Genomic DNA, 13,097 nt, shown 5'->3' with positions numbered 1-13,097 from the left:
CCGTTGGCCTACCGCTCCATTGCCCGCCGCTTGCCCGCCGGCACCCACCGCCCCGACCCGTCCGGATCGCGCCCGATCGCGTAGGCCTGCGTCACCGGCACCTGCCGCCCCTGCGCGTCATACGCCTCCCCCGGCCGCGCCGGCTCGGCCGCCGTGCCGACGATCGGCGCCTCGTCCCGGGTCTCGCCCGCCTGCTGCACCAGCCAGTCGGCCGCGATGTCCTCCAGCAGGCCCCGGAACCGCTCGGCCACGCTGGCCACCGCCGCCCGGCCGTCGCCGCGGCCGAGCCGGCGCGCGAGGCCGGCGAAGTCATGCCCCTCGGCCAGCACCCGGTGCAGGAACGCCGCGCCCACGCTGCCGACCGCCCGGTGCAGCCGCTCCAGCAACCCCTCGACCATCCGCCCGTCATCGATGGCGAGCAGGATCGCCAGCTCGTGCGCGACGGTGTGGTCGACCCGGTTGCCGCCCTCCGGCGAGCCTTGCCCGCGCGGGCCGGCCCGGCGCTCGAACACCTCGGCGATGACGCGCCCGACGAGGTAGGCCTCCCGGCTGATCCGCCCGTGGCTGGCCTCGCGCTCCAAGAGGTCGGTGCAGCGGTTGACCGTGACGCGCACCCGCGCCGGCTCGGCGAGGGGATCGCGCTCCGGATCGGGCCACGGATCGAGCACCGCGGCGACGGCGGTACGCACCCCGTCCGAAGGCCGCGGCCGGGCGAGGCTGCCCGGCGTCACCGCCCGGCCGCCGTCGTAACGATCCCGGGCCGCGTAGAGCGGCGTCCGGAGGATGAGGCGGGTCACCGGGTCCATGGCGGAGGTCGTCCCGAAACGGAGTGGCAACATCTGGCTCGGCTGCCGGTCGCGCCATGTGCAAGGGGCAATTTTGTCACGTTTGGTCGGCGTCGCCGACGCGACGGCTGAGGGCGGCAAAGCAAGTCGTGCTGCGTTAGACATCGTGGATACCAGGGAACCCGTGCCCCATCTCCATATCAGGTCGAGGTTCGATAGGCGGCGCGGCGTGAAAGCTCCCGGCAGGAAGGCATCCAATCGGGCGGGCGCTGACCAGACAGCGAGGCCCCGGCCGCCGCGGCCGAGTGAGGCCGGGCGTTTCGAAGGGGTCACGGAAGCCACGCGCAAGGTGATGAGAGCCAACAAGGGCTCGAACACCAAGCCGGAGATGATCGTCCGTCGTCTCCTCCACGGCCTCGGCTATCGATACAGGGTTCATCGCAAGGATTTACCCGGAAAGCCGGATGTTGCGTTCGGCCCTCGCAAGAAGGCGATCTTCGTTCACGGCTGCTTCTGGCACGCACACGACGCGGCAGGCTGCAAGATCGCAAGCCGCCCTAAGAGTCGGACCGATTTTTGGGAGGGGAAGTTCGTGCGCAACAAGGAGCGCGACGCGCGCAACGTCGCCGCCTTGGAGGCCGCCGGCTGGCAGGTGCTCGTCGTCTGGGAGTGTGAATTGGGTGACTCGGCGCGGCTGGGAGCAACCTTGACCGCATTCTTAAACGATTGATTGACGTTACCGGGCGAGCGTTGCAGCAGACCTCGTCTGCGGTACGGCCTCTTGCGACGCAGGCCGCCGGTCGGCAGACATGGCCGTGTGGCTCGGGGAAAGCGAGATTGAGCAAGGCAGCGCATACCTTCGTGTCGTTGTTTTCGGGAGCCGGAGGTCTCGATCTCGGCCTAGAGCAGGCTGGGTGGACGTGCGCCTACGCATCCGATTACGACAAGACGGCCGCCGAGACCCTAGAGGCCTCTCGGGCCGTCGCCCTCCCGCAAGGAGGCAAGGCCATGGCACACGCCTTCATAGAGCGTGCGGACGTGCGCACGTTAACGGCGGGCACGATCCGCGCGCGCGCCGGACTGGCCAAAGGCAACATAGAACTCCTCGCTGGTGGTCCCCCCTGCCAGTCCTGGAGCAGCGCGGGTCACCAGCTTGGCTTGGATGACCCACGGGGTAAGCTGTTTGACGATTTCATTCGCATCGCCGACGGCCTCGACCCTCGATGGCTACTCCTTGAAAACGTGCGCGGTCTGCTCACGGCGCGAGGCCCCGACGGCGTGCCTGGTTCTGCGCTGACTCACATCCGCAACAAGCTTCTGAAGGTCGGCTTCCAGACCTCAGTCATCCTGCTCAACGCCGCGGATTATGGAGTGCCACAGCGGCGCGTACGGCTCTTCATGGTCGGCTTTCGGTCGGGGGATGCCCCCATGGCGCCAGCTCCGACCCACGCTAAGGCGGCTGACGTCATAGGATTGAAGTCGTGGGTGACGATGCGCGAAGCTCTTGAGTCGGTCGGCCCTTTGAACCCTGACGAGATCATCCGGCCGAACGAACGGCTGGCGGCAGAGCTGGAGTTGATCCCGCCTGGGCAGGGCGTGAAGAGTCCGGGCAAGGCGGAGAGGACCCGGCCTGGCGGCCATTGGGGCTACAAGCAGGGCGCCTTCGTCGCCGACCTCGATATGCCAGCTCGGACTGTGACGGCGAATGCGCAACAAGACTGGATCAAAGATCCTCGTCTAGGATTGCGACGGCTTTGCCCGCGGGAATGTGCCGCGCTGCAGACATTCCCGGAAGGATGGCCTTTCCACGGTCGGTTCACAACTCAGTACAAGCTCATTGGGAACGCAGTTCCGCCGGCGCTCGCGCAGGTGCTTGGGGAGGGGTTGATTGCGGCCGGCGAAGAAATCCCAGCCAGTGAACGTAAGAAATTTGTAGACTTGATGCCGCTCCCTCCAAGACTTGCATACCATGTGGCTTATACGACTAGGGAGGAGGCTTCTAATGGGAACTCTCGCCGATCTGCCCCTGCCAAACGTGTTTCCCGCTTGTCGTTGACACGCTTGGTTTCATGACATGGCGATCCTCCCGCGGCACATTGACGACGCTGCCAAAGCCAAGGCGTTATACCTCGATAACTTGAAGCCGGAAGAAGCTAAGGCGGACTGGCTCTTTGCTGTGCGTGAGGCGAGGGACTTCGCAAGCAATGCCCTGCGCGCCTCGAACTACCTCCGGGACATCGCCGCCGCTCTGACTGTCGACGCCAGACACTCTCTTGTCTTCCGTCAGTTGCTATCTCCACCGCTAAGCCAAGACCAATTCAAGCTTGTCTGCCCAGAATGGTCAAAGACGTCGGAGAACAGCGGCAAAGCTCTCAGCGAGGCGGCGGCGCGATCAACTGCAACGGCGATCTATTCTCGGTTAGATTACACCTTGGCCCCATGGATTACCGGGAGGCGTGCTGCGACTCGTAGCGATATCACGTTGTTCCTGAAAGTCGTGGCAGTGTTGCTGGCTATGCAACGTATTCAAACCGCGCGTCGAAAACGGCTTGCCAACGAACAAGAGGACGCCGTCGTAAGCCTTCTAGGCCAATATGGGTGGACCCGGCTTCCGAGTAAAACGATAGATATCAGGGCAGCCGTTCCTGCAAAGCATTTTATGCACAAAACTCGGTTTGCTACTGCGACGACAACCCCACAGGAGGTTGATATCGCGTGCGGCTTGCCAAAGACATATGTCTTGGCGATGGAATGTAAAGTTACAAATGATGAAACGAACTCTGTCAAACGCATCAATGACGTGCTAAAAAAAGCAGAGGCATGGAAAAAACATTGGGGCACGTTTGTAATCACCGCCGCCTTACTTCAAGGTGTCATAGCGCCTAAAGATGTTCAACGCTTAACGGATGCTGATGTTGAGGTCTTCTGGTCTCATGATCTAGAAAATTTCATGCAATGGCTTGCAGAGAAGCTGTGACGCAGCAGTTAGAATGCTGAGTTGAAATACTTGAGTTCAGCCTCATTTTTCTGTCCAAGTGCGCCACAGGAAGTATTTCGTCGTTAGATCGGTCCACATCATTGCGTCGGATGGATCGCGGAATTCGGCATCCTGATATTTTGCGCGTGCGGTATTTATCTTATTAAAATTTATTAGCAAATATTTAAGACAATATTTACGTAGATTTATAGATCATTTATCCTTGTTGTGCTGCCAAAATGGGCAAGTGCGGTCCCATGTTCGGCCAGATGAAGTTCGAGAATTATTCGAGATAATTTGCTTGTAACAATCCATCTGTTCTTTAAATGACGCTGCAAGCGCTTAATCGTGGTAAGAAGCCCTACTGGGCTGGTCCACACCGTCGTTCAATCCCTTCGCAATCACCCGCATCGCCCAAGCCGCCTTCCGCGCCCCCGTCCGCACCGACCACCCCTCCCGCCCCCGGCACACCGCCGCGAATGACTCCCCGTGCGCCTCGCACCAGATCCACGCCTTGAGATACTGCCGCGTCTGGTAGTCCTTCACGTACAGGTCCGGCCACCGCCACACCGGCGCATCCCCTGGCACCGGCCGCCGCTCGGCGAGGCTGACGCCGGCTCGCCGCTCCACTTCTGTCAACCAGCGCCGTACATCAGCAACGGTGTAAGGCCCTGACAAATCCGGGCCGTCCGGCGGCGGCGGTCCGGCCGCGGTCATGGCCGCGCCTCCGGCGGCAGGGCGGTCGGGAACCACCAACCCTCGGTGCGGGCCGCATCGGAGCGCATCGGCGCCGGCACTGGCCGGCCCTGGCGGCGCAAATGGTCCCGCCACGCCTCCCACCCGGCCGAGCCCGCCGGCACGAACACCGACCGCGGCGTCGCCCCACCCGCCGCCACCGGCCCGGGCGCATGGTTGCGGAACACCCCGTTGCGCAACCAGGAGTGCAGGTACTTCGGCGTCCCGCCTGGGTTCGCCGTGCAGTGCGCCGCGTAGGCCGCCGCTGCGGCGATCGCCTGGAACTGCTCGGCCGGGGTCAGCGCCGCGAACAGCGTGCGGGCCGCCTGCCGATTGGCCCAGGCGCTGCCCCGCGCCGGGTAGGCCGCCAGCAGCCGGTCGAACCGCGCCGCCACCGTGCCGGGCTCGGGTTCCGGCGGATCCTTCCCCGAAACCTCGGCAGGCCCGTGCGCCAGCCCCCCGGGATCGGGGGGTTGGGGGGGGGCCTGTCTGACGGTTCCTATGACGGTTCCCTTTAGAGGGGTGACAGCAGTGTCACCCCCGGGGGTGACAACGCTGTCACCCTCCCCGGTGTCAGGCTGACACCCCTCATCCGGATCATGGGGTGTCAGGCTGTCACCCCTCGCGGGTTCGGGCCCGGCCGGCTCGCCCGCGCTGTCACCCCTCGGCGGGGCGAGGCCGGGCAGGTGCAGCAGGTAGTGGTTGGCCCGCTGCCGCCCGGTCCGCGGGCACATCCCCTTGCGGATGGTGATGAGCCCGAGCTCGGCGAGGTCGCGCAGCTTGCGCTGCACCGTGCGCTCGCTCTGGCTGGCATCCTCCGCCAGCGCCCGGATCGTCGGGAAGGCGAGCCCGGTGCGGGCGTCGACGTAGTTGGCCAGCACCATCGCCACGAGCTTGGCGCCCGCATCCTCGATGCGCTGGGAGATGACGTAGGCGATGGCCTGCACGCTCATGGTCGGCGGGTTTCGGCAAGGCGGGGGCGTTGCGCCGCGAACCCCCTTCGGGCTCCGGGCGCGCAAGGGCCCTCGGGCCGCGCGAGGGCGCTCGCGCGGGCACGGGGGCGGCGGTTCGGGTGGGGTCGCGTCCGGCCGCGCGCCCGCCTTCGCCAAGGCGGCTCGCGCCGCGGCGGGACAGGGGGCGCACACGCGGCCGCGGGGCCCGAGAGGGGGCGCCGCGTCACGCGCGGGCAGGCAGCGATCCGGTCGGGGGGAGGGAGGGGAGGGCCGCGGATGGGCGGCCAGGCGCAGGCCCGGGGCAGGGTGGGGCTCATGACGCGGCACTCGGCGCGATGGGAAGCACGAGGCGGAGTCCGAGTCGCAGCGGCGCGGGGCGGGCCGCGCCGGGCGCTCATGGCTCGAACAGGTCGGCTTGCGCCGGCTTGGGCGGGGCGGGCTTGGGCCGGGCGGGCAGCGGCGGCGGCGGGGTCTCGCGCCGCGGCAGGTGCTCGTCGCAGAACCAGCGGCCGGAGGCGCTGCGCGCGCGCGCCAGCGCGCCGCACAGGCACAGCGGGGTCAGGGCGGGAGGGGGAGGGCGCCGCGGGCTCGTCGGCGGGGCGCGGCCGGGCCGCCTCGTCGCAGGCGCGCGCCGCGGCGGCGATGCCCTGCGCCACCAACACCGGCAGCCACGCCAGGGCGGTGAGGCCGGCGCCGAGCAGCGCGTAGCCGGTGCGGCGCCAGCCGTCGCGGGGCGCGGTCATGCCGGCTCTCCCGGTCGGGCCTCGTCGCCGCGCTGGGCCAGCTCGCCGCGCAGGGCGGCGAGGCGGGCGTGCAGCCGGGCGAGGTCGGCCTGCCGCACTGCGGCGTCGAGCCAATCCGGCGGGTGGTGAAGCAAGGCGGCCAGGAACTCGGGGCCGTAGACGCAGGTCATCAGCACCACGGTGCGGCCGTTGGGCAGCGCCTCGCGGGCGAGCCACTTGGTCACCGTGTCGACCGGCACGCCGAGGTCGGCGGCGACGCAGGCGGCGGTTTTGCTCGGGTGGGTGCTGCGCAGCCAGCGCACCATGCCGGCGGCGTCGATCTGGCTCTGCCAGTTTGTCCAGCGTTCCGGCCAAACCGGGTCGGGGCTTTCGGACGATTGTCCCACGGCGATCTCCCACGATGCAGGCGTGGGGGCGGCCACCGGGGCGGCCTCGGGCGAGGAGGTGCCGGAGACGGAGAACGACGCGAACAGGGCCGGGATCTCGGGGAGGCACTCCACGATCCCGGCCGACCACCCGGCGGCACGCTCGAGCGCATCGCCGACCGCCGTCGCCGCGCCTTCGGCCGCCTCGCAGGCGGCGTCTCGCGCCGACTGGTAGGCGGCGACGCCGAGGATCGCAGCATGCAGCTCGAGGCAGGAGAGCGGTTCGGTCATGGCGGGGAGGCTCCCGCCGCCCGGCTGGACGGAGCCTCACGGCCGAGGTCGGCGAAGTCGTTGGCGGTCACCTCGCCAGCGGTCGCGAGCATCAGCGCCCGCATCTTGCCCTTGCGCGGCGTCCGCTGGCCGTAGCGCCACTTCTCGACCGCCTTCGCCGAGCACCCCTCGCCATTGGGGAGATGCGCCCGCATGGCGCTCGCGAGCCCCTGCGGGGTCACGGCATTCCGCTTCATCCAGTGATCGAGCTTCATGTCTCACCGCCGGCGCCAAACTCCCCCATTTTGGGGTGGTTCGTCAAGCCGAGTCAGGACCGGAATGGGGGGAGACGGAAACGGGACCGTGCAGCATGGTCGCCCCGCAATGGGGAACAACCTGAAGCAGTTGCGCCAGCGCCGCGGGTGGACGATGGAACTCGCCGCCAGCGCCATGGGCTTGTCCGCGAAGGGATACGAGAAGATCGAGCGGGGCGAGCGCCGCTTGACCGCCGATCGCATCACGCGCGCGGCCGAGGTGTTCCAGGTCCCGGAGGTGGACGTGATCGGCGCGCGCAACCCGGTGCGCGTGGTCGGGCAGGTCGCCCGAGGCGGTCTGGTGACGCTCTACGATGGCAACCGTGAAGAATTTGAGGTTGCACCGCGCCCGGACGACGCTACGTTAGCAACGGTGTCGCTCGTAGTTGCGGATGGTGACGCCTTGCCTTGTGTGGCTGAAGAGGACTGGCTGATCTATCACGACGAAGAGAAGGTCGGCGTTCCCGAGGAATGGATCGGCGCGTTGTGCCACGTCTGCACCACGGACGGTGCGCTTCGGATCCGACGCATCTTCCACGGCCGCGAGCCGGAACTCTACGACCTGTTCGGCACTGGCTACGAGCCCGTTCGCAACGCCGACGTCGTCTGGACATCGAAAATCACCTGGATCAAGCCCCGGTAGGCCAGCGCGCCGCCGGGTCTCGATGACTGTCGAGGGGGCGAGCCGTGATCGAGCTGGAACTGGTAGGTGGGCATTTCGGGACCGGCAGAGGGCGTTACGCGGCCGGCGAGTTCGTGTTGCCGCGCAAGGTGCTGGTTCCCGTCGAGCACGTGGTGGCCGTCGAAGAGAGCGCCACCTTCATCGAGCGTAACATCCTCGGCTCGCTGCGCGGCATGATCGGGGGCGGCCTCGGGCTGGCCCCGGTGGCGATGATGGCCGGCCTGTTCGTCGCCCCGCTTGCCGTGGTCGGGGCGATCGGCGTCACGGCTGCCGCCATCGGCGCCGGGCTCGGAGCCTTGGGTGCCGGCGACAAGCGCGTCCTCGCGCAGATCACGCTCGACGACGGTCGCGGGTTCGTGTGCGTCTGCGACGAGGGCGTGGCCGCCCGCATCGCCGCCGAAGCGCGGACCGCCCGCGAGCTCGTCGAGCGGGAGCGCGCCCGTGCGGCCGCGGCGATCCCCGCCAAGTGGCGATCCGGCCCCGTGCTGCTGCCGGACCGCGCGGCACGGATCGCGCTGCCCGCTCCGGCACCCGTCGTCACAGCCTCGGAGCCCCCGCCGGTCGCCGGGGCGGAGGCAGGCCCGGTCTCGCCCGGTCTCCTGGAAACGGCGGAGGCGGCCCTGACGGCGACCCGAGCGCTGGCGACCGATGCCGCCGCCACGGCGACGACCGCCGCCGGCGATGCCTACGCAGCCGTTGCGGGTACGGCCGACAGTGCCTGGAAGGTCGCAGCAAACCTGTTTTCCCGCACCCCCGGCAAGGCCTGACCGTCAGAACTCCATTCTGGAGCACTATCTCCCCCGAATTGGGGTTGACCAATCTCCCCAACTTGGGGGAAATTTGGCCACCCGATATGGGGGAGTGTCATGGCGATGTCCCCGGGACCGCGGCCGGTCCCTGACGAACACCGGAGGCCCGCCCCGGCGGCGACAGGCTGCGCACCCGGTTCGATGCGCCTGGGTTGGGAAGGCTTCTGCCGATGAGCCCGCCCCGCCCGCCGGTCTTCCTCGGCCAGTACCGCGACCTCGTCATCGACGAACCATCCGAGCCGGTACTGGTGCAGGTCGCGCTGCCCTTCGGCGAGGCCGGTCCCCTGATCGACGCGGCCACCGGCCTGGGCCAGGACGAGGCGCCGGCGCTCGCCGTGCTGCTCCTCGCCGTGCCGCCGCGCTACCCGCGCACCGAGATCCTGGCCGCCGCCGAGGCGGCGGTGGCGATGCTGGAGGGCTTCCAGGCCGAAGGCCGACTGCGCGGCGGCGGCCTCGTCCCGCGGGTGGCGGCCCTCGCCGCGGCGCTGCAACGGGACGGCGCCGGCGCGGGAGGCGAGCGGTGACCCCGACCCTGGAAGCCACCTCGGGTCGGCAGATCACCCCGCTCGACATCCATGTCGGCGCCCGGGTCGCGGCGTTCCGCCGGGCCAAGGGCCTGTCGCAGACCGCGCTCGCCAAGGCGATCGGCGTCACCTTCCAGCAGGTGCAGAAATACGAGCGCGGCGCCAACCGCATCGCCGCCGCGCGCCTCAACCTCATCGCCCGCACCCTCGGCATCCAGGTGGCGAGCCTCTACGGCGACGGCACCCCGCCGGAGGCCGACGCCGTCGTGGCGCTGCTCGCCACCCCGGGCGCACCGGCCCTGCTGCACCTCTATGCCGGCCTGGCGCCGGAGCGCCGCCGCGCCCTGCTCGCCCTGCTGACGCCGCCGGCCGACGACCGGGATTGACGAGGAGCACCCGGAATGTCCGGCACTCTCGACCGCGACGGGACAGGGGTGGCCGTGCGCCCGCGCCGGCTCGCGGCGCCGCGCTCCCTACCCCTACCGACCGCGCGCCTGCTCAACCGCGGCGAGGCCGCGGCCTATCTCGGCCTCGGCCCGGCCGCGCCGCTGCCGGTGGCGCCCAAGCGGGTCCGGCCCGGCAAGCAGGGCCTGCGCTACGACCTGCGCGACCTCGACCGCTGGATCGACTCCCTCGAGGCCGGCCCCGAGACGGAAACCGACGCGCAACTGCTCGACAGGCTGATCGATGACAAAGGTGCGCGTTCCCGGCGTTAAGATCTACGTCTCCCGGGGCATCCTCTACGCCTACGATCGCGCCTCCGGCGCGCGGCTGACCCCGCCGCACGCCATCGGCACCCCGGAGTGGTGGCGCGCGCTGGAGACGATCCGCGCCAAGGCGAAGCCGAAGCCCGCCGAGGCGCCGGGCACCTGGGGCGCCCTGGTGGTGTCCTACCGGGGCAGCCCGCGCTTCCTCGACGACATCGCGCCGCGCACCCGGTCCGATTACCTGCACGTCCTCGACTACCTCGCGCCGCTGCACGAGGTCGGGCTCGACCGCTGGACGCGCGGTTTCGTGGCGACCCTGCGCGACAAGGCGCAACGCGAGCGCGGCCGGCGCTTCGCCAACTACGTGCTCAGCGTGGTGTCGGTGGTGTTCGTCCACGGCATCGAGCGCGAGCTGGCCGAGACCAACCCGGTGCGCGACGTGCGCAAGCTGCGCCGGCCGAAGAACCAGCCGCGGGCCAACCGGCCGTGGTCGTCGGAGGAGTGGGAGGCCGTGATCGCGGCGGCACCGCCCGAGCTGCTGGCGCCGATCCTGCTCGGCGGCGTACTCGGCTATCGCCAGGGCGAGGCGCTGTCGGTCAAGCGCGACAGCTGGAACCGCGAGGCGGGCACGCTCACGCGCGTTTCGGCGAAGAGCGGCAAGGTGGTGAAGGTGCAGGCGCCGGAGACCGTGGCCGCGGCGCTGGCGCGCCTGCCGGCGCACGCGGCGGCGACGCTGCTGGTCAACAGCCGCGGCCGGCCGTGGCGCGAGGACGGCTTCCGCGGCTCGTTCTTCCGCCTGATCCGGCGGCTGGAGGCGGAAGGCAAGGTCGCGGACGGCCTGACCTTCCACGGCCTGCGCCACACCGCGGCGACGCAGATGCGCCAGCTCGGGTTCGACACGCGCACGATCGCTGACATGCTCGGCCAGGAGACCGAGGGCATGGCGGCGCACTACTCGCGCGAGGCCGACCTGGAGCCGAAGCTGCGGGGCGTGGTGGACAAGCTGGACGAGGCGAACAGGACGCGCGGCAGGCGTGTCTAACAAGACCCGGCGGTGTGTCTAACCGCTTCAGGCTTTGCTTGAGAAACCTGCGCTAAGTGCCTGAGGGTGAAGTGGCTGGGGGACGTGGATTCGAACCACGACTAACGGAGTCAGAGTCCGCTGTTCTACCGTTAAACTATCCCCCACCAAGCCGGCTGGCCGTTCCACGCGGTCACGGGCAGATCGCTGCCGGTCCGCAGGGCCAGCGCCTCGGGTGAGGTGCAGATAGGCGGGTTCCGGGGGACGGTCAAGTGATTCCTGTGCCGTGCCGCAGCCGGCCCCCCGGAGCACCCCGGGACCCCTCACGGCTCGATCACCAGCTCGACCCGGTCGGCCACGAACAGGCTGCGCGTCGCCTGGATGCGGGCGCCGTCCGGATCGACGTTGACGCTCGTCACCGCCAGCAGCACCCGCCCGGGAGCCATGTCGAGGCGCGCCGCCTCGTCGGCGGCGGCGGGGCGGGCGCCGATCCGGGTCGCGAGGCGGCTGTAGTCGGCCACGCCGTGCGCCGCGTAGGCGCGGGTGAGCGAGCCGAGATCGGCGTAGCGGCGGTCGAAGCCGGAAAAGCGCGGCAGCGGCAGGCAGGTCCGGGCGGTGGAGAGCGGGACTCCGTCGGCGAGGTGGCGGGTGAGCAGTTCGAGGATCGGCGCGCCCGGGGCGACGTCCAGGGCCTCGGCGGTGGCGGCGTCGGCCGGCACCGCGGCGGCGGCGAGCAGGTCGCCCCAGGCCTCGCGCCCGGCCTGCGACACAATCTCGGAGAAGCGCGTCCGGCGGCCGATCGGGTAGGCGAGGCGGGGCGCCTCGACGAAGGTGCCGCGCCCCTGCGCCGCCCGCACCAGACCCCGCTCCGACAGCCCCGCCAGGGCCCGCCGCACGGTGTGCCGGTTGACGCCGAAGCGCGCCGCCAGCGCCGCCTCGGTCGGCAGTTGCGCCCCGGCGGCGAGGCGGCCGGCCTCGATGTCGGCGGTCAGCTCGTCGGCGATCTGCCGCCACGCCGTCCAGCCCTCGCCCCGGCGCAACGCCGTCACCCGCTCGTCGCCGGACCCGTTCATGGTGTCACCCAAACTTCATTTGCCTTCGTGGTGTCGGTTGTCTATACCATTAGACAACCCAGGGGGCCATCGGATCGATGATGCCGGATGTCGAGAGTTCGGGGAACGAGGCCCTTGCGGCGCGGCGCGCCGTGATGGCGCTCTGCGCGCTGGCCCACCCCGCGGAACTGCGCGCGGCCCTGGCGGCGTCCGAGGCGCCGGAGGCCGAGGATCTGCGCCCGCCCGAGACCGGGCTGGTGATGGCGCGGGGCCGCATCGGCGGCGACGGGCGGCGGTTCAATCTCGGCGAGGTCACGGTGACCCGGGCGGCCGTGCGGCTGGCCGAGGGCGAGACCGGCTTCGCCTATCATCTCGGCCGCGACCGTGCGAAGGCGCGCCTCGCCGCGATCCTCGACGCGCTCTGGCAGCAGCCGGACCGCCGCCACGCCGTCGAGCGGGCGCTCGCTCCGGTCGCCGCCCGCGAGGAGGCGGAGCGGCAGGCGCAGGCGCGCCGCACCGCCGCGACGCGGGTCGACTTCTTCACGCTCGCCCGGGGAGAGGATTGATGGCGCTCGCCCGCGGCTTTGCCGATCCGGTCCACGACGCGCAGGGCGCCTTCCGCGCCATGCTCGACGCCCTCGCCCGTCCGGGGCTGGTGCAGGCGCTGCCCGCCGCCCTCGCACCGCCGGCGCCGCTGACGTCGGAACTCGCGGCGATCGCCCTGGCGCTGGCCGATGCCGACGCGCCGGTCTGGCTCGACGGACCCCTCGCGGAAGCCCCGGAGGTGGAGGAGTTCCTGCGCTTCCACACCGGCGCCCGCCTCGTCGCCGACCCGGCCGAGGCGGCCTTCGCCCTCGTCGCCGATCCGGAAGCCTGCCCGGACTTCTCCGCCTTCGCCCAGGGCAGTCCGGCCTATCCCGACCGCTCGACGACGCTCGTCCTCGCGGTCCGGCATCTGGCGGCAGGGGAGGGCCTCGCCTTCGAGGGACCCGGCATCCGCGGCCGGGTCCGGCTCGGCGTCGCGCCGCTTCCCGCCGGTTTCGCCGCGCGGTGGTCGGCCAACCACGCCCTGTTTCCCCGCGGGATCGACCTCTTGCTCGCTGCCCCCGGCCGCGTCGCCGGGCTGCCGCGCACGGCGCGCCTCCTGGAGGCCTGACCCG

Annotated in this window: 16 protein-coding genes and 1 tRNA gene; 11 read left to right on the top strand and 6 right to left on the bottom strand. The window is 70.1% G+C overall.

From position 1 onward, the window contains the following. Positions 1-8: 8 nt before the first annotated feature. Positions 9-806, bottom strand: coding sequence for a hypothetical protein (locus tag EOE48_RS13885; protein ID WP_127730050.1), 798 nt, complete (start codon positions 804-806; stop codon positions 9-11). On the opposite strand from EOE48_RS13885, the gene EOE48_RS30370 reads away from it, so the two are divergent. The 3 genes from EOE48_RS30370 (at position 784) to EOE48_RS13870 (ending at position 3,762) form a co-directional block, all read left to right on the top strand. Next, positions 784-1,515 (top strand): very short patch repair endonuclease, encoded by a 732-nt coding sequence (locus EOE48_RS30370; RefSeq protein ID WP_342791844.1) that lies wholly within the window; start codon positions 784-786, stop codon positions 1,513-1,515. The two genes, EOE48_RS13885 and EOE48_RS30370, sit on opposite strands and share 23 nt — an antisense overlap. A 131-nt stretch (positions 1,516-1,646) precedes the next feature. Continuing rightward, positions 1,647-2,858, top strand: coding sequence for a DNA cytosine methyltransferase (locus EOE48_RS13875; protein ID WP_246154399.1), 1,212 nt, complete (start codon positions 1,647-1,649; stop codon positions 2,856-2,858). Between the two features lies 1 nt (position 2,859). Then, positions 2,860-3,762 (top strand): XamI family restriction endonuclease, encoded by a 903-nt coding sequence (locus EOE48_RS13870; protein ID WP_127730043.1) that lies wholly within the window; start codon positions 2,860-2,862, stop codon positions 3,760-3,762. Between the two features lie 713 nt (positions 3,763-4,475). Here EOE48_RS13870 and EOE48_RS13865 read toward each other — a convergent pair. The 3 genes from EOE48_RS13865 to EOE48_RS13855 all read right to left on the bottom strand — a co-directional run bounded on the left by EOE48_RS13865 (position 4,476) and on the right by EOE48_RS13855 (position 7,103). Beyond that, positions 4,476-5,450 (bottom strand): helix-turn-helix domain-containing protein, encoded by a 975-nt coding sequence (locus EOE48_RS13865; protein ID WP_127730039.1) that lies wholly within the window; start codon positions 5,448-5,450, stop codon positions 4,476-4,478. Positions 5,451-6,189: 739 nt separating this feature from the next. Next, on the bottom strand, positions 6,190-6,849 hold the full coding sequence (locus EOE48_RS13860; protein WP_127730035.1) for a hypothetical protein: 660 nt from the start codon (positions 6,847-6,849) through the stop codon (positions 6,190-6,192). Beyond that, the gene (locus EOE48_RS13855) at positions 6,846-7,103 is read right to left on the bottom strand and encodes a hypothetical protein (RefSeq protein ID WP_127730032.1); all 258 of its coding nucleotides are present in this window, start codon (positions 7,101-7,103) and stop codon (positions 6,846-6,848) included. The genes EOE48_RS13860 and EOE48_RS13855 overlap by 4 nt, the downstream gene beginning before the upstream one ends. 88 nt (positions 7,104-7,191) lie before the next feature. On the opposite strand from EOE48_RS13855, the gene EOE48_RS13850 reads away from it, so the two are divergent. The 6 genes from EOE48_RS13850 to EOE48_RS13825 all read left to right on the top strand — a co-directional run bounded on the left by EOE48_RS13850 (position 7,192) and on the right by EOE48_RS13825 (position 10,906). Continuing rightward, positions 7,192-7,785 carry a helix-turn-helix domain-containing protein gene (locus EOE48_RS13850; protein ID WP_187371414.1) on the top strand — a complete coding sequence of 198 codons (594 nt, stop codon included), beginning with the start codon at positions 7,192-7,194 and terminating at the stop codon, positions 7,783-7,785. Positions 7,786-7,829: 44 nt separating this feature from the next. Next, positions 7,830-8,591 carry a hypothetical protein gene (locus EOE48_RS13845; RefSeq protein ID WP_127730026.1) on the top strand — a complete coding sequence of 254 codons (762 nt, stop codon included), beginning with the start codon at positions 7,830-7,832 and terminating at the stop codon, positions 8,589-8,591. A 212-nt stretch (positions 8,592-8,803) separates the two neighbouring features. Beyond that, positions 8,804-9,157: a hypothetical protein gene (locus EOE48_RS29890; protein ID WP_127730023.1), complete on the top strand. Its 354-nt coding sequence runs from the start codon at positions 8,804-8,806 to the stop codon at positions 9,155-9,157. After that, a complete protein-coding gene (locus tag EOE48_RS29885) occupies positions 9,154-9,543 on the top strand; it encodes a helix-turn-helix domain-containing protein (protein ID WP_246154347.1) in 390 nt (129 codons plus the stop codon). The genes EOE48_RS29890 and EOE48_RS29885 overlap by 4 nt, the downstream gene beginning before the upstream one ends. A gap of 15 nt (positions 9,544-9,558) precedes the next feature. Further along, positions 9,559-9,873, top strand: a complete 315-nt coding sequence (locus tag EOE48_RS13830) for a hypothetical protein (protein ID WP_127730021.1) — start codon at positions 9,559-9,561, stop codon at positions 9,871-9,873. After that, complete coding sequence (locus EOE48_RS13825) at positions 9,854-10,906, top strand: tyrosine-type recombinase/integrase (protein WP_187371413.1); 1,053 nt, start codon at positions 9,854-9,856, stop codon at positions 10,904-10,906. Before EOE48_RS13830 ends, EOE48_RS13825 begins: the two co-directional genes overlap by 20 nt. Before the next feature lie 72 nt (positions 10,907-10,978). On the opposite strand, the gene EOE48_RS13820 is transcribed toward EOE48_RS13825, so the two are convergent. Together EOE48_RS13820 and phnF are read right to left on the bottom strand one after the other, a co-directional pair. Further along, positions 10,979-11,052, bottom strand: a tRNA-Gln gene (locus EOE48_RS13820). Positions 11,053-11,208: 156 nt separating this feature from the next. Continuing rightward, positions 11,209-11,958: a phosphonate metabolism transcriptional regulator PhnF gene (gene phnF / locus EOE48_RS13815; RefSeq protein WP_127730015.1), complete on the bottom strand. Its 750-nt coding sequence runs from the start codon at positions 11,956-11,958 to the stop codon at positions 11,209-11,211. A gap of 80 nt (positions 11,959-12,038) precedes the next feature. Here phnF and phnG point away from each other — a divergent pair, with 80 nt between their 5' ends. Both phnG and phnH read left to right on the top strand, forming a co-directional pair. Then, complete coding sequence (gene phnG / locus EOE48_RS13810) at positions 12,039-12,503, top strand: phosphonate C-P lyase system protein PhnG (RefSeq protein WP_425463661.1); 465 nt, start codon at positions 12,039-12,041, stop codon at positions 12,501-12,503. Beyond that, positions 12,503-13,093 carry a phosphonate C-P lyase system protein PhnH gene (gene phnH, locus EOE48_RS13805; protein WP_127730009.1) on the top strand — a complete coding sequence of 197 codons (591 nt, stop codon included), beginning with the start codon at positions 12,503-12,505 and terminating at the stop codon, positions 13,091-13,093. Before phnG ends, phnH begins: the two co-directional genes overlap by 1 nt. Positions 13,094-13,097: the final 4 nt, after the last annotated feature.

This window comes from Methylobacterium oryzihabitans (genome assembly GCF_004004555.2).
GTDB classification, from domain to species: domain Bacteria; phylum Pseudomonadota; class Alphaproteobacteria; order Rhizobiales; family Beijerinckiaceae; genus Methylobacterium; species Methylobacterium oryzihabitans.
Note: the sequence above shows the minus strand (reverse complement) of the source record. Positions and strands in the feature narration are given on the sequence as shown.

What these genes read in the sequence shown, in the direction of transcription:
- phnG (WP_425463661.1), top strand. Translation starts at nt 12,039, where the DNA reads ATGCCGGATGTCGAGAGTTCGGGGAACGAGGCCCTTGCGGCGCGGCGC.
- EOE48_RS13865 (WP_127730039.1), bottom strand. Translation starts at nt 5,450, where the DNA reads ATGAGCGTGCAGGCCATCGCCTACGTCATCTCCCAGCGCATCGAGGAT.
- EOE48_RS13830 (WP_127730021.1), top strand. Translation starts at nt 9,559, where the DNA reads ATGTCCGGCACTCTCGACCGCGACGGGACAGGGGTGGCCGTGCGCCCG.
- EOE48_RS13860 (WP_127730035.1), bottom strand. Translation starts at nt 6,849, where the DNA reads ATGACCGAACCGCTCTCCTGCCTCGAGCTGCATGCTGCGATCCTCGGC.
- EOE48_RS13870 (WP_127730043.1), top strand. Translation starts at nt 2,860, where the DNA reads ATGGCGATCCTCCCGCGGCACATTGACGACGCTGCCAAAGCCAAGGCG.
- phnF (WP_127730015.1), bottom strand. Translation starts at nt 11,958, where the DNA reads ATGAACGGGTCCGGCGACGAGCGGGTGACGGCGTTGCGCCGGGGCGAG.
- phnH (WP_127730009.1), top strand. Translation starts at nt 12,503, where the DNA reads ATGGCGCTCGCCCGCGGCTTTGCCGATCCGGTCCACGACGCGCAGGGC.
- EOE48_RS13855 (WP_127730032.1), bottom strand. Translation starts at nt 7,103, where the DNA reads ATGAAGCTCGATCACTGGATGAAGCGGAATGCCGTGACCCCGCAGGGG.
- EOE48_RS30370 (WP_342791844.1), top strand. Translation starts at nt 784, where the DNA reads ATGAGGCGGGTCACCGGGTCCATGGCGGAGGTCGTCCCGAAACGGAGT.
- EOE48_RS29890 (WP_127730023.1), top strand. Translation starts at nt 8,804, where the DNA reads ATGAGCCCGCCCCGCCCGCCGGTCTTCCTCGGCCAGTACCGCGACCTC.
- EOE48_RS13885 (WP_127730050.1), bottom strand. Translation starts at nt 806, where the DNA reads ATGGACCCGGTGACCCGCCTCATCCTCCGGACGCCGCTCTACGCGGCC.